Source organism: Pseudomonas sp. BP11-1-1 (assembly GCF_052112105.1).
In the GTDB taxonomy this organism is placed as follows: Bacteria; Pseudomonadota; Gammaproteobacteria; order Pseudomonadales; family Pseudomonadaceae; genus Aquipseudomonas; species Aquipseudomonas alvandae.
In genome coordinates this window covers 139,451-159,158 of record NZ_JAUTYU010000004.1, presented here as the reverse complement: position 1 = coordinate 159,158, position 19,708 = coordinate 139,451, and the positions used below count along the sequence as shown (strand labels likewise).

Here is a 19,708-nt window from a genome sequence, read left to right as displayed (position 1 = left end):
TCAGGGCGTTTGAGGCTTGTCCGGGGCGGTAAGGCCGGCCTGGATACGCTGATAAATCTCTTCACGATGCACCGCAACGTTTTTCGGGGCGTTGATGCCGATCCTGACTTGTTGGCCGCTTACGCCCAGAATGGTGATCGTGATGTCGTCACCAATGTTTATGCTTTCACCGACTTTGCGGGTGAGTATCAGCATGGTGTTCTCCTTGATAGCTTTATAGGGCACCTGATTCAGACAGTGCAGATGTCGGTACTGCTTATAGATTAGTGCTAAGTGTCACAATGTGGGTGCCTCTTTCTGACGTGCAGACGCAGCATTAATTCCCAGGGTGCGACTATACAGAGACGCCGGGCAGGATTCTCGTGTTTTGCGCACTGTTTAGGGCGTTGTTGGCGAGAGTGGATGCTAAAATCCCCGCTTCATGTCTTGCGAGGGAATCGTTGTGCGTAAATTGGCTTGGGTTATCGCGGTATTGGCGCTGGCTGGATGTGGGGAAGGGCGCGACGTCGAGGCACCCAAGCCGAAAGCAGTGGCGAGCTCCACGCCGGCGGCCGCTGCGGCGCCGCAATGGGCGGTCGAGGTTCGCGGCGAGACGCCCCAGGCCGTCAGCGATCTCACCGGATGGCTGATCGAGCACAGTTTCATGTCCACTGTGGTCCGGGAGGATGGCAAGGATCGGGTTCTGGTCGGGCCGTTGAGCTCCGAAGCCGAGGCTCAAGCCAAGCAGGAGCAAATCACCGCTGCCCTGGTCCGCGCCAAGAAGCGCAACATCGAGACTCAGGTTGTGGATTATCCAACGGCCAAATAAACGGGTAGGACAAAACGTGTGGGAGTGAGCTTGCTCGCGATAGGGGCATGCCAGCCAACGTCTCTGTTGGTGGATCCACCGCTATCGCGAGCAAGCTCGCTCCTACAGTTGGTTTGTGCGGTTCAAAAATGCCCGCTCAGCCGCAGGCCTTCAGGTCCACTGGGCCGACGAATTCGTTTCCGCGCCCCATCACGCACGCAACGCTCTGGTTGCGCTGGCGCTCCCAGGCCTGCACGGGATAGGTCTTGTCCCAGGCTTCGTACAGGCTCCGGTCCTGTTTCGAAAGGCGCAGGCCGTACTGTTTGCTCATATAGAAATACGTCCTGGCGATCATTCCCCGGATGGAAGGGCGGGGCATGACTTTCTTGGCCTTGAAGTCCACTTGGGTCAGGCATGAGCCGTACTGACCCTTCTGCACCGGCAACCAGCCGAAGCTGAAATTGCTGCGGTCGCCATTGACCTCGCCAATGCTGGGCACCAGGTTGTGAAGGTCAGCCTCGGCCCGTTGGTACACCGGGTCGTAGCGCGTGCAGTTCTTGCGCCCGCCCTGTTGCCAGCATTGACGCTGATGGCCGATCTGCCACGCCGGGACAATATGTTCCCACTCGATGCGCGCGGCGCGACTGGCGTTCTTGCGCGGCACGTAACCGCAGGCCGCCAGGTTCACCCGATTGCCGGTGTATTTGCAGCCGCAGTAGAACTCGGTGGATTGCGGGGCGTAGAGTTTCCAGGCGACTTTCTTGGCTTCGTTGAAGGTGCGGGGAGCAGCGGCTTGCGCGCCCATGGCAACGAAGACGAGCGATAAAGCTAAACAGCGAACGATCATCAGGCTCAATCTTCCTTCGGCACAACCCAGAAAACCTGCACGCCGCCATCGTCGCGATAAGCGAGGGTGACGTTGTCGTTCTCGTCGATTTCTTCCAGCAAGCGTTCCCATTCATCCACCGGCTCATCAGGAAGGCGGAAGATCAGTGCGGCCTTGGCTTTTTGTGCGGAGGGGGAATTGATGATTTTCGAGACCCGAAGACCGAGTCGTGAATAGGAATCTAAGGGAGTAGTTGCAGCGGAGGGCGTGGCCACAGGATTATCCTTATTAAGCTGTACGTGCATACAGTATTTATTTGTAGGCATTTACGCAACTGCTTAAAAATCAAGAAAATCGTCTGACAGCGCTTTTTGCGTTTTGATGTAGGAAGAAGGATTTTTTTATTGAGAAAGGTCCTTTGTCTTCAGCAGATTCCGCCAGAGGCCTAAAGAAAATTCCCCGGCGGACGATCTTGCTTGTAGGAAATTTTTTCACGGAGCGAGACATGTCCATTTCAATCGGCTTTCCAAATGCCGCCGCCATCACCATTGGCGGAAAATCCGCGGCCACGCTGAATGCCCTGAGCGAGGCGAGCGCCGACGCAGCCGACGAGGCCCTTGGCGAAACGCAAGTGCCTGGCAAGGTCCGTGCGAATCTGGCGACCGAAGCCGAGAGCAAGACCGAAAAAAGCGACAGCGACCAGAGCATTGCCACAAAAATATTGCTCAAGCGCATGCAGGAGCTTCAACAGCAACTGCGCGAGCAACAACAGCAGCTTGCCGCGGCACAGGCGCGTCCTTATCCGACGCCTGATGCCAAGACGACTGCTATCCTGTCGATCCAGGGTCAGATCGCCGACACCACCGGCGCGCTGCAGCAGGTTACGGGTAGCTTGATCAAGGAGCTGGCGAAAGATTCCAGCTCGGGTTCGCTGGTCAACACCACGGCTTGATCGATGACGTTCCGGATGAAAACGGGACGTTGACAAAACGCCGATGCTTTACCATAGTTCATTCCACGCAAACGTTTGCGCGATTGCCGTGCGACGATTTTGCTCACAATAATCATAAAATCGGAGTGAACCCATGAAGCTGCCATTCGCTGGACGCCTTCTCGCCGTCGCCATGCTCGCGGCCGCATCCGCAGCGCTGCCTTTCTCCTCGGCGCTCGCCCAGACCACGGAAAAACCCAAGGTCGCGCTCGTCATGAAGTCCCTCGCCAATGAATTCTTCCTGACCATGGAAGATGGCGCCAAGGCGTATCAAAAGGAACACTCCGCCGATTTCGACCTGATCTCCAACGGGATCAAGGATGAAACCGACACCGCCAATCAGATTCGCATCGTCGAACAGATGATCGTGTCCAAAGTCGATGCGCTGATTATCGCGCCGGCCGATTCCAAGGCCATGGTGCCGGTGATCAAGAAAGCCGTCGACGCCGGTATCACCGTGATCAACATCGACAACCAGCTCGACCCGGCAGTGGTCAAGAGCAAGAACATCAACGTGCCGTTCGTAGGTCCGGACAACCGCAAGGGCGCTCGCCTGGTGGGGGAATACCTGGCCAAGCAGCTCAAGGCCGGTGACGAGGTCGGCATTATCGAAGGCGTGTCGACCACCACCAATGCCCAGGCACGCACCGCGGGCTTCAAGGATGCGATGGAGGCGGCGCAGGTCAAGGTCGTTTCACTGCAATCGGGCGATTGGGAAATCAACAAGGGCAACCAGGTTGCCTCGTCGATGCTCAGCGAATACCCGAACATCAAGGCGTTGCTGGCTGGTAACGACAGCATGGCGGTAGGCGCGGTCTCGGCCGTGCGCGCTGCTGGCAAGGCGGGCAAGGTGCAAGTGGTCGGCTACGACAACATCAACGCGATCAAGCCGATGCTCAAGGACGGTCGTGTCCTGGCGACTGCTGATCAGTTCGCTGCCAAGCAGGCTGTGTTCGGTATCGAGACCGCGCTGAAGATCCTCAAGGGTGAAAAAGTCGACAGCGGCGCCAACGGCGTTATCGAAACTCCGGTCGAGCTGGTGACCAAGCCGTAACCCTGGCGACACAACGGCGCTCGCCCGTCCGGGCGAGCGCATTGGAGAGTTTGTTATGTCCGTTCGCGACCCGAACGCTGTCCTGTGCGTCAGCGGTATCGGCAAGACCTATGCCCAGCCGGTACTGAGCGATATCAACCTGACGTTGATGCGCGGTGAAGTGCTGGCGCTGACCGGCGAAAATGGTGCCGGCAAAAGTACCTTGTCCAAGATTATCGGTGGCCTGGTCACGCCAACGACCGGGCAGATGCAATTCCAGGGGCAGGATTACCGCCCCGGCAGCCGGGCCCAGGCGGAATCGCTGGGTGTACGCATGGTCATGCAGGAACTCAACCTGCTGCCGACGCTGTCCGTGGCCGAGAACCTGTTCCTCGACAACCTGCCTAGCCACGGTGGCTGGATCAGCCGCAAGCAACTGCGCAAGGCGGCGGTCGAGGCCATGGCCCAGGTGGGGCTCGACGCAATTGATCCCGACACGCTGGTCGGTGAGCTGGGCATCGGCCACCAGCAGATGGTCGAGATCGCCCGCAACCTGATCGGCGATTGCCATGTGCTGATTCTCGATGAGCCGACCGCGATGCTGACGGCCCGCGAAGTCGAAATGCTTTTTGAGCAGATCACACGCTTGCAGGCGCGCGGCGTGTCGATCATCTACATCTCCCATCGCCTCGAAGAGTTGGCGCGGGTCGCCCAGCGCATTGCGGTGCTACGCGACGGCAACCTGGTCTGCGTCGAGCCGATGGCGAACTACAACAGCGAACAATTGGTGACGCTGATGGTCGGCCGTGAGTTGGGCGAGCACATCGACCTGGGCCCCCGGCAAATCGGTGCTCCTGCACTGACCGTCAAGGGGCTGAGCCGGTCCGACAAGGTCCGCGACGTATCCTTTGAAGTGCGCAGTGGTGAAATCTTTGGCATCTCCGGCCTGATCGGGGCAGGGCGCACCGAGTTGTTGCGGCTGATCTTCGGCGCCGATGCGGCCGACAGCGGCACCGTGGCGCTGGGCTCGCCGGCCAGTGTCGTCAGCATCCGGTCGCCGGCCGATGCGGTGGCCCATGGCATCGCCTTGATCACTGAGGATCGCAAGGGTGAAGGCCTGCTGCTGACGCAATCCATCGCGGCGAATATCGCCCTGGGGAACATGCCGGAGATTTCCAGCGCCGGCCTGGTCAATGGCAGCGCCGAGGTGGCGTTGGCGCAGCGGCAGATCGACGCGATGCGCATCCGCAGCTCGAGCCCGACGCAATTGGTGTCCGAACTGTCCGGCGGCAACCAGCAGAAAGTCGTGATCGGCCGCTGGCTCGAGCGCGATTGCTCGGTGCTGCTGTTCGACGAGCCGACCCGTGGCATCGACGTCGGCGCCAAATTCGACATCTATGCATTGCTCGGTGAGTTGACTCGCCAGGGCAAGGCGTTGGTCGTGGTCTCCAGTGACCTGCGGGAACTGATGCTGATTTGTGATCGCATCGGCGTGTTGTCCGCCGGGCGCCTGATCGATACCTTCGAGCGCGACAGCTGGACCCAGGATGACTTGCTTGCCGCCGCGTTCGCCGGCTACCAGAAACGTGATGCGCTGCTCAACGAAGCAGCGCCTAGGGATCTCTCATGAAAACCGCACCTGCCGCTGGCAAATCCACTGGCAATTTCTATGGCCTCGGCACCTACCTGGGCCTGGCTGGCGCGTTGCTGGCCATGGTCGCGCTGTTCTCGGTCCTGAGCAGCCACTTCCTGTCCTATGACACGTTCAGCACCCTGGCCAACCAGATTCCGGACCTGATGGTATTGGCCGTCGGCATGACCTTTATCCTGATCATCGGTGGCATCGACCTATCGGTGGGATCGGTGTTGGCGCTCGCCGCCTCGACAGTCAGCATCGCGGTGCTCGGCTGGGGCTGGAGCGTCTGGCCGTCGGCCTTGCTTGGCATGGCCGTGGCCGCGTTGGCGGGGACTGTCACCGGCTCGATTACCGTGGCCTGGCGTATCCCATCGTTCATCGTCTCGCTGGGCGTGCTGGAAATGGCCCGGGGCCTGGCGTACCAGATGACCGGTTCGCGGACCGCCTACATCGGCGATTCGTTCGCCTGGCTGTCCAACCCGATCGCCTTTGGCATTTCACCTTCGTTCATCATCGCCTTACTGGTGATCTTCATTGCCCAGGCGGTGCTGACCCGCACCGTGTTCGGCCGCTACCTGATCGGCATCGGCACCAACGAGGAGGCCGTGCGCCTGGCGGGGATCAACCCAAAACCCTACAAGATCCTGGTGTTCAGCCTGATGGGGTTGCTGGCTGGCGTTGCGGCGCTGTTCCAGATTTCGCGCCTGGAAGCGGCGGATCCGAACGCGGGTTCGGGGCTTGAGTTGCAGGTCATTGCGGCCGTGGTGATCGGCGGCACCAGCCTGATGGGCGGGCGTGGCTCGGTGATCAGTACCTTCTTCGGCGTGCTGATCATTTCGGTGCTGGCGGCGGGCCTGGCCCAGATCGGCGCCACCGAACCGACCAAGCGCATCATTACCGGCGCGGTGATCGTGGTGGCGGTGGTGCTCGACACGTACCGCAGCCAGCGCGCCAGTCGGCGGGCTTGAACCATGGCGACGATCAAGGATGTGGCGGCGCTTGCAGGCATTTCCTACACGACCGTGTCCCACGTCGTGAACAAGACGCGGCCGGTCAGTGACGAGGTGCGACGCAAAGTCGAGGCGGCAATCGAGCGGTTGGACTACGTGCCCAGCGCGGTGGCGCGCTCGCTCAAGGCCAAGACCACGGCAACCATCGGCCTGCTGGTGCCCAATAGTCTCAACCCGTACTTCGCCGAGCTGGCTCGGGGGATCGAGGATTACTGCGAGCGCAATGGTTACTGCGTGATCCTCTGCAACTCCGATGACAACCCGGACAAGCAGCGCAGTTATCTGCGGGTGTTGCTGGAAAAACGCATCGACGGGCTGATCGTGGCCTCGGCCGGGGGCGATGTCGGCTTGGCCGAAGGGCTGGCCAACGTGCGCACGCCCATGGTGATCGTTGACCGTGGGCTTGACGGCGTGGACGCGGACCTGGTGCGCATCGACCACGAGTACGGCGCGTACCTCGCGACTCGGCACCTGCTGGAGCTGGGCCATCGTGACATCGCTTTTATTGGTGGGCCGGCGGACACCAGCGTGGCGCAAATGCGCCTGGCGGGCTATTGCCGTGCGCTGAAAGAGGCGGGGATCGAGCTGCCTGTGGAGCGCATGCTTGAAAGTGATTTCACCAGTACCGGCGGCTATCGGGCCGCGGCACAACTGCTTGAGCAGCAACCGCCCAGCGCGATTTTCGCCGCCAACGACATGATCGGCATCGGTGCGCTGCGCGCCGCCGCCGAACGCAACGTGCGCGTGCCCAGCGAGCTGTCGATCATCGGCTTCGATGACATCCAGATGAGCCGTTATGTCTACCCGGCGCTGACCACGGTGGGGCAGTCGATCCTGCAGCTTGGCGAAATGGCGGCGGAAGTCCTGCTGCGACGCATCGCTACGCCGGGGCTTGTCACTGACCAGCGGATCGTGACGCCGAGCATTGTCCTGCGAGAATCGACTGCACCGCTGTCCGGCACATTCGCCCAGTACCGCTGAACCGAATAGATGAGTAATGAAGCAATGCCAGCAAACGTAGTGGTAATAGGCAGCCTGAACATGGACCTGGTGACCCGTGCACCGCGTCTGCCTCGCGGTGGTGAAACCCTGATCGGAGAGTCGTTCTCTACCATTCCAGGTGGCAAGGGCGCCAACCAGGCGGTGGCCGCCGCGCGCCTGGGCGCGCAGGTGTCCATGGTCGGCTGCGTCGGCAGTGACGCCTACGGCCAGCAACTGCGCGGTGCGCTGTTGGCCGAGGGTATCGATTGCCAGGCGGTCAGCGTCGTGGACGGCTCCAGCGGTGTGGCGCTGATCGTGGTCGATGACAACAGCCAGAATGCGATCGTCATCGTCGCCGGGGCCAATGGCGAGCTGACGCCAACGGTTCTCGAGCGTTTCGACGCCGTGCTGCAAAGCGCCGATGTCATCATCTGTCAGCTCGAAGTGCCGGATGCCACTGTGGGGCATGCGCTCAAGCGCGGACGCGAACTCGGCAAGACCGTCATCCTCAACCCGGCGCCGGCCTCCCGTGCGCTGCCGGCCGAATGGTACGCCTACGTCGACTACCTGATCCCCAATGAAAGCGAAGCGATGGTCCTGAGTGGTCTGGCGGTGGACTCCCTGGAAACCGCCGAAGCTGCCGCGACGCAGTTGATCGCCAGCGGTGCCGGCAAAGTGATTGTGACGCTGGGCGCCCAAGGGCTGATGTTCGCCAATGGCTCGAGCTTCGAGCACTTCCCCGCGCCACGGGTCAAGGCCGTGGACACCACGGCGGCCGGCGATACGTTTGTCGGTGGCTTCGCAGCCGCGCTGGCGAGCGGCAAGGACGAAGCCGAGGCGATTCGTTTTGGTCAGGTCGCCGCTGCGCTGTCGGTCACTCGCGCGGGCGCTCAGCCCTCCATCCCCACTTTGCTGGAAGTACAGGCGTTCAAATCATGAAAAAGACTCCGTTGCTGAACGTGGCCATGTCACGGTTGATTGCGTCCCTCGGCCATGGCGACAAAGTGGTCATTGGCGACGCCGGCCTGCCGGTCCCGCCACACGTCGAGCTGATTGACCTGGCGCTGACCCATGGTATTCCTGATTTCGTCAGTACTTTGAAGGTGGTGCTCAGCGAAATGCAGGTCGAGAGCCACGTACTGGCCGAGGAAATCCTTGATAAGCAACCGTCGGCCCTGGCCACGTTGGAGGCGTTGCATGCCGAAGGCGCGTTGGGCTCGCGGGAGCTGGTCAGCCACGAACAGTTCAAGCTGCTCAGCCGCGAGGCGAGGGCGATTATCCGCACGGGAGAATGCTCTCCCTATTGCAACGTGGTGCTCGTCGCGGGCGTCACGTTCTGAGTCTTACCCACCTGCACAAGGAGTGCGCCATGCACCGCTATGCTCAGAAGGTCCATCAACTGCTGCGGAGTCTGCTGCTTTTGTCCCTGATCACCACCGCAAGCGCCCAGGCGGCAGAAAAAATCGACCTGATCATCGACACCGACCCGGGCGCCGATGATGTGGTTGCGCTGTTGTTCGCCCTGGCGTCGCCCGAAGAACTGCATATCCGCGCATTGACCACGGTCGCAGGCAACGTGCGCCTGGACAAGACCTCTCGCAATGCGCGCCTGGCCCGGGAGTGGGCAGGGCGCGAAGAGGTCCCGGTCTATGCCGGTGCGCCAAAGCCGATGATGCGTACGCCGATCTACGCGGAAAACATCCATGGCAAGGAAGGCCTGTCGGGTGTAACCGTGCATGAGCCGAAGAAAGGCTTGGCCCAGGGCAATGCAGTCAACTACCTGATCGACACCCTCAAGGCCGCCAAGCCGCACAGCATCACCATCGCCATGCTTGGGCCGCAAACCAACCTCGCGCTTGCGCTGATCCAGGAACCGGACATCGTCCAGGGCATCAAGGAAGTGGTCATCATGGGCGGCGCGCATTTCAACGGCGGCAATATCACGCCGGTGGCCGAGTTCAATCTGTACGCCGATCCCCAGGCGGCCGAAGTGGTTGCCAAAAGTGGCGTGAAGCTGACCTATCTGCCGTTGGACGTGACCCATAAGATCCTCACCAGCGAGGCACGCCTGAAGCAGATTGCGGCGCTCAATAACAACGCCAGCAAATTGGTCGGCGATATCCTCAACGAATACGTCAAGGGCGACATGGAGCACTACGGGATGACGGGTGGGCCGGTGCACGACGCGACGGTGATTGCCTATCTGCTCAAGCCGCAACTGTTTAGCGGTCGTTCGGTCAATGTCGTCGTGGACAGTCGCGAGGGCCCGACGTTCGGGCAGACCATCGTCGACTGGTACGACGGCCTGAAAGCACCGAAGAACGCGTTCTGGGTGGAAAACGGCGATGCCCAGGGCTTCTTTGACTTGCTGACCGAGCGACTGGCGCGCCTGAAGTAACCTGCCTGGCTATGTGTCCGCAGGCTGGGCCTGGGGGCACATGAGTTCAATCCACCGCGTCGACGATGCTCGGGTAGCGTTCGAACGCTTGCTGGATAAAGTCGCGGGCGACCTCCGTGCCCAACTCTCTCACCAACAATTCTATGCAGATAACTGCCAATTCCTCCGGGCTGCCCGGGCTATAGGAACTATGGCCCTCCGACCATTTGGCATTGATGGTGGCTTCGATGCTGACGGTGCTCATGGTAGGGCTCGCGAGTTGGAGGTCGGTAGGCTGAGTTAAACATTTTTGCCAGGGATTTGGCACTGCGACTTAGGCATCGGGGGAGGGCTGTGCGACACTCGTCTTTTTATTTTTCAAGGGAGCCCCGCCGTGCAGATCGATTTGAATGCTCCTGACGGCCTCACCGTCGAGGCGGTTCGTCAATTGCTGGCCTCGGCCAGTGACGACGAGCATACGCAGTTGCGCGTGACCAAGAGCGGTATCGCCTATTTGTCTTCGGGTGTGGTCGGTGGCACTGATATCGGCGACTTGCGGTTTCGGCTCGAGACCTGGGCGAAGGGCTCGGGATATGTCGGTCGGGTCGCTGCCAGCGACGAGGTCTGGGTCATGCAGATCTACAACGCGCTGAAGGACAACTGGCCCAATCCACCTTTCGATTACATCGACGTTTATTGAGCCGCGTTCATATCCAGTCACGATTCTGGACCGAACAGGGTCGCGGGCTCAGGCAAACTGCCAGCTTTGCCCAGGCGGATGGCAACGGTGCTGAAACCAAGCCCCGTTTGGGTTGTCGCACGCTCTCTGTTTATCAATCAAAAAAGGAGGCTTCATGCCTTGGAAGCTCGCGTCACTGAGTACTTTGCTGGCCGTTGCGCTGTTGAGCGGTTGCAGCAGCACCTCTGAATCGACCCCCGAACCTGCGGCGGCCGAGACCGGCCATGACCGCTGCGAAGCGAAGTCCGCCGAGTTCGCGATCGGCAAGAAGGCCTCGCCGGAGTTGTTGGAGCAGGCACGGACTCGTGCGGGTGCGCAGATTGCTCGTATTCTCAAGCCCAACGACATGGTGACCCTTGAGTACCGCTCCGATCGCCTGAACCTCAATACCGATGCCAACCTGGTGATCAATCGGGTGAACTGCGGCTGATTCGGTTTTCGACCGGCCATAAAAAACCCCGTCACTTGGACGGGGTTTTTTTAGCGCGCCGGGAAATTACTCTGGGCGAACTTGTGCAGCTTGCATACCCTTTTGGCCTTTCTCAGCCACGAAGGAAACGGTCTGGCCTTCTTTCAGGCTTTTGAAACCGTCGCTTTCGATAGCTTTGAAGTGTACGAACAGGTCGTCACCGCCACCTTGAGGAGTGATGAAGCCGAAGCCTTTTTCATCGTTGAACCATTTAACGGTGCCGGTTTGGCGATTAGACATGGTGTATCTCCAAGAAACATATATTTTCAGTGTACTGTGCTGCTCAGGCCAACTGGGCACACCCGGGTATCATAGTCGAAATGTTCGATTTGGGAGCCCCCCGGACGAGCTGTTTGCCAATCAGTCGTGTTTTCTCTATCGTCCGGATTGGCTGAAAGCCCCGGTTTCAAAGGCTTTCAGCCCAAAGTGAAGACGATAAAAAAAGCTGAAAAACCTGAAAAAATCGTACGAAAAAGCGTTTATTCGGCCCTTTTTATCGGCGCCGAGGGCCTCGCGTGGTACCGATTATTCATTTTTTCGCAGGTGGATTGGCCTTGCATTTGGCGATTTGACCGAGCGCTTTCTGCTGCAGTTCAGGGGTGGCCTTGTTGTCCATCAGCGCCTGGATGTCACTGGCCGGATAGGATTTGATCGCGTCGGCGCCACAGGCACAGTGTGATTTGGCCGCTGCTGCGCCGATCTGGGGAGTGGCCGCTTCAGTGCACTGGGCCATGTATTTTTCACGCTCGCCCTTCGGCCATTCGGCGTGGGCGGCCAGCGGAAGCAGCAGGGCGAGGGGGGCGACTACTGCCAGTAGTGTATTCAGACGCATGCGAGGATGCTCCTTTTGGGGTCGATGTCTTGTTATCTGAGGCGTTGCAGGCGCTTCGGTTCAGCACTTTGGCATAAAAAACGTGAGTTTACGCGCGCTTCCATCCGGAGGCGGCGATGACCGTTCATCTGTGCTAGGATGCCGGGCTCGGGTATTTCTCAGGCGCCGGATGACGACAGGTCCCGGTGGCGGCAAATGTTCGATTAACCCTGATTTGAATCCCAGTCACTCTGGTTCGGTTTTCCCGGTTGGCCGCAAGGCTCCTGCCGCTGTAAGGCAGGCGTTCGTCATTGAATGGCCTGGACTGGATCTTGTACTGGCTCATCCCAACCCACGTGACCTTTGGTAGGGGTCACCACTAGGAGAGGAGGCGCCATGCCAACTATTACTCTTCCCGACGGCAGTCAACGTTCATTCGATCACCCGGTTTCCGTAGCCGAGGTCGCCGCATCCATTGGCGCGGGCCTGGCCAAGGCCACCCTGGCCGGCAAGGTCAACGGCAAGCTGGTCGACGCCAGCGATGTCATCGACAGCGATGCCACGCTGCAAATCATCACGCCCAAGGATGAAGAGGGGCTGGAGATCATTCGTCACTCCTGCGCTCACCTGGTTGGCCATGCGGTCAAGCAGCTGTATCCGAGCGCGAAAATGGTCATCGGGCCGGTCATCGACGAAGGCTTCTATTACGACATCGCCTTCGAACGTCCTTTCACCCCGGACGACATGGCGGCCATCGAGCAGCGCATGCAGCAGCTGATCGAGAAAGATTACGACGTCATCAAGAAAGTCACCCCGCGCGCCGAAGTCATCGAAGTCTTCAAGGCCCGTGGCGAGGACTACAAGCTGCGTCTGGTGGAAGACATGCCGGACGAGCAGGCCATGGGCCTGTACTACCACGAAGAATACGTCGACATGTGCCGTGGCCCGCACGTGCCGAACACGCGTTTCCTGAAATCCTTCAAGCTGACCAAGCTGTCCGGCGCCTACTGGCGTGGCGACGCGAAGAACGAGCAGTTGCAGCGCGTCTATGGCACTGCCTGGGCGGACAAGAAGCAACTGGCGGCCTACATCCAGCGTATCGAAGAAGCCGAGAAGCGCGATCACCGCAAGATCGGCAAGCGCCTGGGGCTGTTCCATACCCAGGAAGAATCCCCGGGCATGGTGTTCTGGCACCCGAACGGCTGGACGATGTACCAGGTGCTTGAGCAGTACATGCGCCAGGTCCAGCGTGAAAACGGCTACCTGGAAATCAAGACGCCGCAAGTGGTCGACCGCAGCCTGTGGGAGAAATCCGGGCACTGGGCCAACTACGCCGACAACATGTTCACCACCCAGTCGGAAAACCGCGACTACGCCATCAAGCCGATGAACTGCCCTTGCCACGTGCAAGTGTTCAACCAGGGCTTGAAGAGCTACCGCGAACTGCCAATGCGCCTGGCCGAGTTCGGTGCCTGCCACCGTAACGAACCATCGGGTGCGCTGCACGGCATCATGCGCGTGCGGGCATTTACCCAGGACGATGCGCACATCTTCTGCACGGAAGAGCAGATGCAGGCCGAATCCGCCGCCTTCATCAAGCTGACCATGGACGTCTATCGCGACTTCGGCTTCACCGAAGTCGAAATGAAGCTGTCCACTCGTCCGGAAAAACGCGTCGGTTCCGACGAGCTGTGGGATCGCGCCGAGGCCGCCCTGGCCGCAGCCCTTGATAGTGCGGGCCTTGCGTACGACTTGCAGCCAGGCGAGGGCGCCTTCTACGGTCCGAAGATTGAATTCTCGTTGAAAGATTGCCTCGGTCGCGTGTGGCAGTGTGGTACCTTGCAGCTCGATTTCAACCTGCCGATCCGTCTGGGCGCTGAATATGTGTCCGAAGACAACAGCCGCAAGCACCCGGTCATGCTTCACCGCGCGATCCTCGGTTCGTTCGAGCGTTTCGTCGGGATTCTGATCGAGCATTACGAGGGCGCGTTCCCCGCGTGGCTGGCGCCGACCCAGGCAGTGATCATGAATATCACTGATAAACAGGCAGATTTTGCCGCCGAGGTCGAAAAAACTCTCAACCAAAGCGGATTTCGTGCCAAGTCCGACTTGAGAAATGAAAAGATCGGCTTTAAAATCCGCGAGCATACTTTGCTCAAGGTTCCCTTTCTCTTGGTTATTGGAGATCGGGAGGTCGAGATGCAGACTGTCGCTGTGCGTACTCGTGAAGGTGCTGACCTGGGCTCGATGCCCGTCGCCGAATTCGCTGAGTTTCTCGCGCAAGCGGTTTCCCGGCGTGGTCGCCCAGATTCGGAGTAATTATTATTAAGCGTGAAATGAGACAAGATAAACGAGCTGCACCGAAAGCCCCGATCAACGAGAATATCTCGGCACGCGAGGTTCGGTTAATTGGCGCTGATGGCGAGCAGATTGGCATCGTCTCGATTGATGAAGCGCTTCGTATTGCTGAAGAAGCCAAGCTTGATCTGGTGGAAATCTCCGCGGACGCAGTCCCGCCCGTTTGCCGGGTGATGGACTACGGCAAGTCGATCTTCGAGAAGAAGAAGCAGATTGCCGCGGCGAAGAAAAACCAGAAGCAGATTCAGGTAAAAGAAATCAAGTTTCGTCCAGGGACGGAGGAAGGGGATTACCAGGTAAAACTGCGCAACCTGGTACGTTTCCTGAGTGACGGGGACAGGGCCAAGGTATCCTTGCGATTCCGCGGCCGTGAGATGGCCCACCAGGAGCTGGGGATGGAACTCCTCAAGCGGGTTGAACAAGACCTGCTTGAGTACGGTTCGGTCGAACAGCATCCTAAGATGGAAGGACGCCAGCTGATCATGGTCATCGCCCCGAAAAAGAAGAAGTAATCAACAGGGCACGGCAGGCCTTGCGATTATGTTTATCAACTGAATGCGGAGTATCCGAACATGCCAAAGATGAAAACCAAAAGTGGTGCTGCTAAGCGGTTTCTGAAAACTGCTAACGGTATCAAGCACAAGCACGCTTTCAAGAGCCACATCCTGACCAAAATGTCGACCAAGCGTAAGCGTCAACTGCGCGGTAGCAGCTTGCTGCATCCGTCTGACGTGGCAAAAGTCGAGCGCATGCTGCGCCTTCGTTAATTTTTGGATCAAGAATAGAGGAAGTAACTCATGGCTCGTGTAAAGCGTGGCGTCATTGCCCGTAAGCGTCACAAAAAAATTCTGAAACTTGCTAAAGGCTACTACGGCGCGCGTTCCCGCGTATTCCGTGTTGCCAAGCAAGCGGTAATCAAGGCAGGCCAATACGCCTACCGTGACCGTCGTCAGAAAAAACGTCAGTTCCGCGCTCTGTGGATCGCTCGTATCAATGCTGGTGCTCGTGTTAACGGTCTGTCCTACAGCCGTTTCATCGCTGGCCTGAAAAAAGCGTCCATCGAGATCGACCGTAAGGTTCTGGCTGATCTGGCAGTGAACGAAAAAGCGGCGTTTGCTGCGATTGTCGAGAAAGCTAAAGCCACCTTGGCTTAAGTACCCCCGGCAGTCACCGGGGTCCGCATCTGCGGGCCCAGGTGTCAAACGTCATAAATAGGGGAAGAGCCTTAAAGCTCTTCCCCTATTTTGTATCTGGAGTCTGTACATGGAAAACCTGGACGCGCTGGTCGCTCAAGCACTAGAGGCTGTGCAAAGCGCTGAAGATATCAATGCCCTGGAGCAAATCCGGGTTCACTACCTTGGCAAGAAGGGCGAGTTGACTCAGGTGATGAAGACCCTGGGGAACCTGCCGGCCGAAGAGCGTCCGCAGGTCGGTGCGCTGATCAACGTCGCCAAGGAACGTGTCACAGAGGTCCTCAATGCGCGCAAGGCGTTGTTCGAGGAGGCAGGCCTGGCTGCCAAGCTCGCCGCCGAGTCCATCGACGTGACCCTGCCTGGCCGTGGCCAGACTTCCGGTGGCCTGCATCCGGTGACCCGGACCCTGGAACGCATCGAGCAGTTCTTCACCCACATCGGCTATGGCATTGCCGAAGGCCCTGAGGTCGAAGACGACTATCACAACTTCGAGGCGCTCAACATCCCAGGCCATCACCCGGCCCGGTCGATGCATGACACCTTCTATTTCAATGCGAACATGCTGTTGCGGACCCATACCTCGCCGGTACAGGTCCGCACCATGGAATCGCAGCAGCCGCCGATCCGCATCGTCTGCCCAGGCCGTGTGTATCGCAGCGACTCCGATATCACCCACTCGCCGATGTTCCACCAGGTCGAAGGCCTGCTGGTTGATCGCGACATCAATTTCGCCGACCTGAAGGGCACTATCGAAGAGTTCCTGCGGGTGTTCTTCGAAAAAGAACTGGCCGTGCGTTTCCGCCCTTCGTATTTCCCGTTCACCGAGCCATCGGCTGAAGTCGACATGGAATGCGTGATGTGCAGCGGCAAAGGTTGCCGTGTCTGCAAGCAGACCGGTTGGCTGGAAGTCATGGGCTGCGGCATGGTTCATCCGAACGTGCTGCGCATGTCCGGGATCGACCCGGAAGAATTCTCGGGCTTTGCCTTCGGCATGGGCGTCGAGCGCCTGGCCATGCTGCGTTACGGCGTGAATGACTTGCGTCTGTTCTTCGACAACGACTTGCGGTTCCTCGCGCAATTTCGCTAGTCGTAACGAACCTTTAGGAGAGCAGGATGAAATTCAGTGAACAATGGCTGCGTGGCTGGGTAAGCCCGCAGGTGAGCCAGGACGAGCTGGTTGCTCGCCTGTCGATGGCCGGCCTCGAGGTCGATAGCGTGACGCCGGCCGCCGGTGCCTTCAGCGGCGTGGTGGTGGGAGAGGTGCTGGGCACCGAGCAGCACCCAGACGCCGACAAGCTGCGGGTTTGCCAGGTCAGCAATGGCGCGGAAACGTTCCAGGTCGTGTGCGGTGCGCCCAACGTGCGTCCGGGCCTGAAGATTCCGTTCGCCATGATCGGCGCCGAACTGCCGGGCGACTTCAAGATCAAGAAAGCCAAGCTGCGCGGTGTCGAGTCCAACGGCATGCTGTGCTCCCAGGCGGAACTGCAGATTGGCGAAGGCAATGATGGCCTGATGGAGCTGCCAGCCGATGCGCCGGTGGGCCAGGACATTCGTGAATACCTGGGCCTGGACGACGCGAGCATCGAGGTTGACCTGACCCCGAACCGTGGCGACTGCCTGTCGGTGGCCGGCCTGGCCCGGGAAGTGGGCGCGCTGTATGACGCTCCTGTAACGCGTCCGGCAATCATCGCTGTACCCGCCGTGCACGATGAAGTGCGCTCGATCGACGTCCTGGCGCCGGCGGCATGCCCTCGTTACTTGGGTCGAGTGATCCGAAACGTCGACCTTTCGAAGCCGACACCACTGTGGATGGTTGAACGCCTGCGTCGCTCCGAAGTGCGCAGCATCGACGCGGCTGTCGACATCACCAACTACGTGATGCTTGAACTGGGTCAACCGCTGCACGCGTTCGATCTCGCCGAAATCAACGGCGGCATTCGCGTGCGCATGGCCGAAGAAGGCGAAAAACTGGTACTGCTCGACGGCCAGGAAGTGGCCTTGCGCAGCGATACGCTGGTCATTGCCGACCATTCCCGAGCCCTGGCGATTGCTGGCGTGATGGGTGGCGAACACAGCGGCGTGTCTACGACCACTCGCGATGTATTCCTCGAAAGCGCATTCTTCGACCAGATCGCGGTGGCCGGCAAGGCGCGTTCCTATGGCCTGCACACCGACGCCTCGCACCGCTATGAGCGTGGCGTGGACTGGCAACTGGCACGTGAAGCCATGGAGCGCGCCACTGGCCTGCTGCTGGAGATCACCGGTGGCGAAGCCGGTCCGATCGTCGAGACCGTCAACGAACAGCATTTGCCAAAGATTGCGCCGGTCACCTTGCGTGCCCAACGCATCACCCAGATGCTGGGCATGGAAATGGCTCCAGCCGAAGTCGAGCGTCTGCTCAGCGCGCTGGGCCTGACCATCCGTGCCGATGGGGAAGGGCAGTGGCAGGTTGAAGTGCCGAGCCACCGCTTCGATATCAGCCTGGAAGTCGACCTGATCGAAGAACTGGCTCGCTTGTACGGTTACAACCGCCTGCCGGTTCGCTATCCGCAGGCGCGTCTGGCCCCGCAAGCCAAGGCCGAGGCTCGCAGCGAACTGCCAGAGCTGCGTCGCCTGCTGGTGGCTCGTGGGTATCAGGAAGCGATCACCTACAGCTTCATCGATCCGCGTCAGTTCGAACTGTTCAATCCAGGTGTCGAACCACTGTTGCTGGCGAACCCGATTTCCAACGACATGGCGGCCATGCGCTCGTCCCTGTGGCCGGGCTTGGTCAAGTCGTTGCAGCACAACCTGAACCGCCAGCAGGATCGCGTGCGGCTGTTCGAGAGTGGCCTGCGCTTCGTGGGTCAGCTGGACGGCTTGAAGCAAGAGCCAATGCTGGCCGGTGTCGTTTGCGGCAGCCGCCTGCCGGAAGGCTGGGCTCAAGGGCGCGATGTCGTCGACTTCTTCGACGTCAAGGCCGACGTGGAAGCCGTGCTGGGCTTTGCCGGCGCGCTCGGCGCGTTCACTTTCGTGCCTGGCAAGCATCCGGCGCTGCATCCGGGCCAGACCGCGCGCATCGAGCGAGAAGGTCGTGAAGTCGGTTACGTCGGCGCGATCCACCCTGAACTGTCCAAGACCCTGGGTCTCGACCGTCCAGTCTTCGTTTTCGAGCTGATCCTGGCCGAAGTCGCCCAAGGAAAAATGCCGAAATTCCAGGAGTTGTCACGCTTTCCTGAAGTGCGTCGCGACCTGGCCCTGGTGGCTGATGTCGGCGTCGCATCCAGTGCGGTTCTGGCAGTAATTCGTGAAAATGCAGGCGAATGGCTGACGGACCTCAGGCTATTTGACGTGTATCAGGGTAAAGGCATTGATCCTCATAGAAAAAGCCTTGCCGTCGGCTTGACCTGGCAGCATCCATCGCGCACTCTTAATGACGATGAGGTGAATACCGCAACGCAGAATATCCTCACCTCGCTCGAACACAGGTTGAACGCCACGTTAAGGAAGTGACGTATGGGGGCTCTGACGAAAGCTGAGATGGCGGAACGTCTGTATGAGGAGTTGGGCCTGAATAAACGGGAGGCCAAAGAATTGGTCGAACTGTTTTTCGAAGAAATCAGGCACGCTCTCGAGGACAACGAACAGGTCAAATTGTCGGGTTTCGGCAATTTTGACCTTCGGGACAAACGCCAGCGGCCTGGCCGCAATCCGAAAACGGGAGAAGAAATCCCGATCACGGCTCGCCGTGTGGTCACCTTTCGTCCAGGGCAGAAGTTGAAGGCCCGAGTTGAGGCTTATGCTGGAACCAAGTCATAACGACGAGCTACCCGTCATCCCAGGCAAACGCTACTTCACCATTGGTGAAGTCAGCGAGCTGTGTGCGGTTAAGCCGCACGTGCTGCGCTATTGGGAGCAGGAGTTTCCTCAACTCAACCCGGTCAAGCGCCGCGGAAACCGCCGGTATTATCAGCGCCAGGACGTGCTGATGATCCGGCAGATCCGCGCGCTGCTGTACGACCAGGGGTTCACCATCGGCGGCGCGCGCCTGCGCCTCTCCGGTGACGAGGCCAAGGACGACACAACCCAGTACAAACAAATGATCCGCCAGATGATCGCCGAGCTTGAAGATGTGCTGGTGGTGCTCAAGAAATAAATTTCTGCTTTTAAATACTTCCAGTTTTCAAAAGCTTGCGATATATTCCTGAGCGTTCCGTTGAGAAGCGGAACAAGATTCACGCCTAGTCGGGGCGTAGCGCAGTCCGGTAGCGCACTAGCATGGGGTGCTAGGGGTCGAGTGTTCGAATCACTCCGTCCCGACCATATTTTCTGAGTAGAATCAGGCAGTTAAGCCGATCAGATAGATCGGCTTTTTTGTGTGCGCGTAAAACATGCGCAAACTAACCGGTAATTTCGCTGATATTCAAAACGCGTGAATCGTTCATTGGCGCCGTCCAGCAAAAGGCCGGAAACACCTCGGCAGGTGCGCGATCTCCACGCCGCCGCCTAAGCATTACT

The 19,708-nt window shown here is 59.4% G+C and carries 25 protein-coding genes and 1 tRNA gene; 20 read left to right on the top strand and 6 right to left on the bottom strand.

Translation table 11 applies throughout. The features are described 5' to 3' along the window. Positions 1 to 195, bottom strand: a complete 195-nt coding sequence (gene csrA, locus Q7C33_RS10455) for a carbon storage regulator CsrA (protein ID WP_003179932.1) — start codon at positions 193 to 195, stop codon at positions 1 to 3. 247 nt (positions 196 to 442) lie between these two features. Between csrA and Q7C33_RS10450 the strand changes: the two genes are divergently transcribed. Continuing rightward, a complete protein-coding gene (locus Q7C33_RS10450; RefSeq protein WP_198796011.1) occupies positions 443 to 808 on the top strand; it encodes an SPOR domain-containing protein in 366 nt (121 codons plus the stop codon). Positions 809 to 944: 136 nt separating this feature from the next. Here Q7C33_RS10450 and Q7C33_RS10445 read toward each other — a convergent pair whose 3' ends face one another. Further along, positions 945 to 1,634 carry an endonuclease gene (locus tag Q7C33_RS10445; RefSeq protein ID WP_030142118.1) on the bottom strand — a complete coding sequence of 230 codons (690 nt, stop codon included), beginning with the start codon at positions 1,632 to 1,634 and terminating at the stop codon, positions 945 to 947. 5 nt (positions 1,635 to 1,639) lie between these two features. Continuing rightward, a complete protein-coding gene (locus tag Q7C33_RS10440) occupies positions 1,640 to 1,939 on the bottom strand; it encodes a DUF1654 domain-containing protein (protein ID WP_198796012.1) in 300 nt (99 codons plus the stop codon). Between the two features lie 179 nt (positions 1,940 to 2,118). Here Q7C33_RS10440 and Q7C33_RS10435 point away from each other — a divergent pair, with 179 nt between their 5' ends. The 8 genes from Q7C33_RS10435 to Q7C33_RS10400 all read left to right on the top strand — a co-directional run bounded on the left by Q7C33_RS10435 (position 2,119) and on the right by Q7C33_RS10400 (position 9,662). Beyond that, positions 2,119 to 2,565, top strand: a complete 447-nt coding sequence (locus Q7C33_RS10435) for a hypothetical protein (protein ID WP_030142120.1) — start codon at positions 2,119 to 2,121, stop codon at positions 2,563 to 2,565. Between the two features lie 133 nt (positions 2,566 to 2,698). Beyond that, positions 2,699 to 3,658: a sugar ABC transporter substrate-binding protein gene (locus Q7C33_RS10430; protein WP_030142121.1), complete on the top strand. Its 960-nt coding sequence runs from the start codon at positions 2,699 to 2,701 to the stop codon at positions 3,656 to 3,658. 55 nt (positions 3,659 to 3,713) lie between these two features. Beyond that, the gene (locus Q7C33_RS10425) at positions 3,714 to 5,267 is read left to right on the top strand and encodes a sugar ABC transporter ATP-binding protein (RefSeq protein WP_217859929.1); all 1,554 of its coding nucleotides are present in this window, start codon (positions 3,714 to 3,716) and stop codon (positions 5,265 to 5,267) included. Next, entirely contained in the window at positions 5,264 to 6,241 is a 978-nt protein-coding gene (locus Q7C33_RS10420) for an ABC transporter permease (protein WP_198796014.1), read from the top strand. The genes Q7C33_RS10425 and Q7C33_RS10420 overlap by 4 nt, the downstream gene beginning before the upstream one ends. A gap of 3 nt (positions 6,242 to 6,244) precedes the next feature. Then, entirely contained in the window at positions 6,245 to 7,264 is a 1,020-nt protein-coding gene (locus Q7C33_RS10415; protein WP_030142124.1) for a LacI family DNA-binding transcriptional regulator, read from the top strand. A 24-nt stretch (positions 7,265 to 7,288) separates the two neighbouring features. After that, positions 7,289 to 8,203 carry a ribokinase gene (rbsK, locus tag Q7C33_RS10410; protein ID WP_407683352.1) on the top strand — a complete coding sequence of 305 codons (915 nt, stop codon included), beginning with the start codon at positions 7,289 to 7,291 and terminating at the stop codon, positions 8,201 to 8,203. Continuing rightward, complete coding sequence (gene rbsD, locus Q7C33_RS10405; protein ID WP_030142126.1) at positions 8,200 to 8,604, top strand: D-ribose pyranase; 405 nt, start codon at positions 8,200 to 8,202, stop codon at positions 8,602 to 8,604. Before rbsK ends, rbsD begins: the two co-directional genes overlap by 4 nt. Before the next feature lie 29 nt (positions 8,605 to 8,633). Then, a complete protein-coding gene (locus Q7C33_RS10400; RefSeq protein ID WP_030142127.1) occupies positions 8,634 to 9,662 on the top strand; it encodes a nucleoside hydrolase in 1,029 nt (342 codons plus the stop codon). A 46-nt stretch (positions 9,663 to 9,708) separates the two neighbouring features. Here the strand turns inward: Q7C33_RS10400 and Q7C33_RS10395 are convergent, their stop codons facing one another. Continuing rightward, the gene (locus tag Q7C33_RS10395; RefSeq protein ID WP_030142128.1) at positions 9,709 to 9,906 is read right to left on the bottom strand and encodes a hypothetical protein; all 198 of its coding nucleotides are present in this window, start codon (positions 9,904 to 9,906) and stop codon (positions 9,709 to 9,711) included. Positions 9,907 to 10,035: 129 nt separating this feature from the next. Between Q7C33_RS10395 and Q7C33_RS10390 the strand changes: the two genes are divergently transcribed. Both Q7C33_RS10390 and Q7C33_RS10385 read left to right on the top strand, forming a co-directional pair. Beyond that, a complete protein-coding gene (locus Q7C33_RS10390) occupies positions 10,036 to 10,341 on the top strand; it encodes a hypothetical protein (protein WP_030142129.1) in 306 nt (101 codons plus the stop codon). Between the two features lie 154 nt (positions 10,342 to 10,495). Continuing rightward, positions 10,496 to 10,810 carry an I78 family peptidase inhibitor gene (locus Q7C33_RS10385; RefSeq protein ID WP_030142130.1) on the top strand — a complete coding sequence of 105 codons (315 nt, stop codon included), beginning with the start codon at positions 10,496 to 10,498 and terminating at the stop codon, positions 10,808 to 10,810. A 66-nt stretch (positions 10,811 to 10,876) separates the two neighbouring features. On the opposite strand, the gene Q7C33_RS10380 is transcribed toward Q7C33_RS10385, so the two are convergent. Both Q7C33_RS10380 and Q7C33_RS10375 read right to left on the bottom strand, forming a co-directional pair. Further along, positions 10,877 to 11,089 carry a cold-shock protein gene (locus Q7C33_RS10380; RefSeq protein WP_003179963.1) on the bottom strand — a complete coding sequence of 71 codons (213 nt, stop codon included), beginning with the start codon at positions 11,087 to 11,089 and terminating at the stop codon, positions 10,877 to 10,879. A gap of 289 nt (positions 11,090 to 11,378) precedes the next feature. Beyond that, complete coding sequence (locus tag Q7C33_RS10375) at positions 11,379 to 11,681, bottom strand: hypothetical protein (RefSeq protein ID WP_030142131.1); 303 nt, start codon at positions 11,679 to 11,681, stop codon at positions 11,379 to 11,381. Positions 11,682 to 12,056: 375 nt separating this feature from the next. Here Q7C33_RS10375 and thrS point away from each other — a divergent pair, with 375 nt between their 5' ends. The 9 genes from thrS (at position 12,057) to Q7C33_RS10330 (ending at position 19,513) form a co-directional block, all read left to right on the top strand. Next, on the top strand, positions 12,057 to 13,979 hold the full coding sequence (gene thrS, locus Q7C33_RS10370) for a threonine--tRNA ligase (protein ID WP_024779373.1): 1,923 nt from the start codon (positions 12,057 to 12,059) through the stop codon (positions 13,977 to 13,979). Continuing rightward, positions 13,979 to 14,530, top strand: coding sequence for a translation initiation factor IF-3 (gene infC / locus Q7C33_RS10365; protein WP_169432615.1), 552 nt, complete (start codon positions 13,979 to 13,981; stop codon positions 14,528 to 14,530). The genes thrS and infC overlap by 1 nt, the downstream gene beginning before the upstream one ends. Before the next feature lie 60 nt (positions 14,531 to 14,590). Beyond that, positions 14,591 to 14,785: a 50S ribosomal protein L35 gene (gene rpmI / locus Q7C33_RS10360; RefSeq protein ID WP_002553160.1), complete on the top strand. Its 195-nt coding sequence runs from the start codon at positions 14,591 to 14,593 to the stop codon at positions 14,783 to 14,785. A gap of 30 nt (positions 14,786 to 14,815) precedes the next feature. Then, positions 14,816 to 15,172, top strand: coding sequence for a 50S ribosomal protein L20 (gene rplT, locus Q7C33_RS10355; protein ID WP_002553161.1), 357 nt, complete (start codon positions 14,816 to 14,818; stop codon positions 15,170 to 15,172). 109 nt (positions 15,173 to 15,281) lie between these two features. After that, positions 15,282 to 16,298 (top strand): phenylalanine--tRNA ligase subunit alpha, encoded by a 1,017-nt coding sequence (gene pheS / locus Q7C33_RS10350; RefSeq protein ID WP_030142134.1) that lies wholly within the window; start codon positions 15,282 to 15,284, stop codon positions 16,296 to 16,298. A 26-nt stretch (positions 16,299 to 16,324) separates the two neighbouring features. Then, a complete protein-coding gene (gene pheT, locus Q7C33_RS10345) occupies positions 16,325 to 18,703 on the top strand; it encodes a phenylalanine--tRNA ligase subunit beta (RefSeq protein WP_198796017.1) in 2,379 nt (792 codons plus the stop codon). A gap of 3 nt (positions 18,704 to 18,706) precedes the next feature. After that, on the top strand, positions 18,707 to 19,009 hold the full coding sequence (gene ihfA, locus Q7C33_RS10340) for an integration host factor subunit alpha (protein WP_002553164.1): 303 nt from the start codon (positions 18,707 to 18,709) through the stop codon (positions 19,007 to 19,009). Continuing rightward, positions 18,990 to 19,346, top strand: a complete 357-nt coding sequence (locus Q7C33_RS10335) for a MerR family transcriptional regulator (protein WP_003179985.1) — start codon at positions 18,990 to 18,992, stop codon at positions 19,344 to 19,346. The genes ihfA and Q7C33_RS10335 overlap by 20 nt, the downstream gene beginning before the upstream one ends. Positions 19,347 to 19,436: 90 nt before the next feature. Continuing rightward, positions 19,437 to 19,513, top strand: a tRNA-Pro gene (locus tag Q7C33_RS10330). The last annotated feature ends 195 nt before the right edge of the window (positions 19,514 to 19,708 follow it).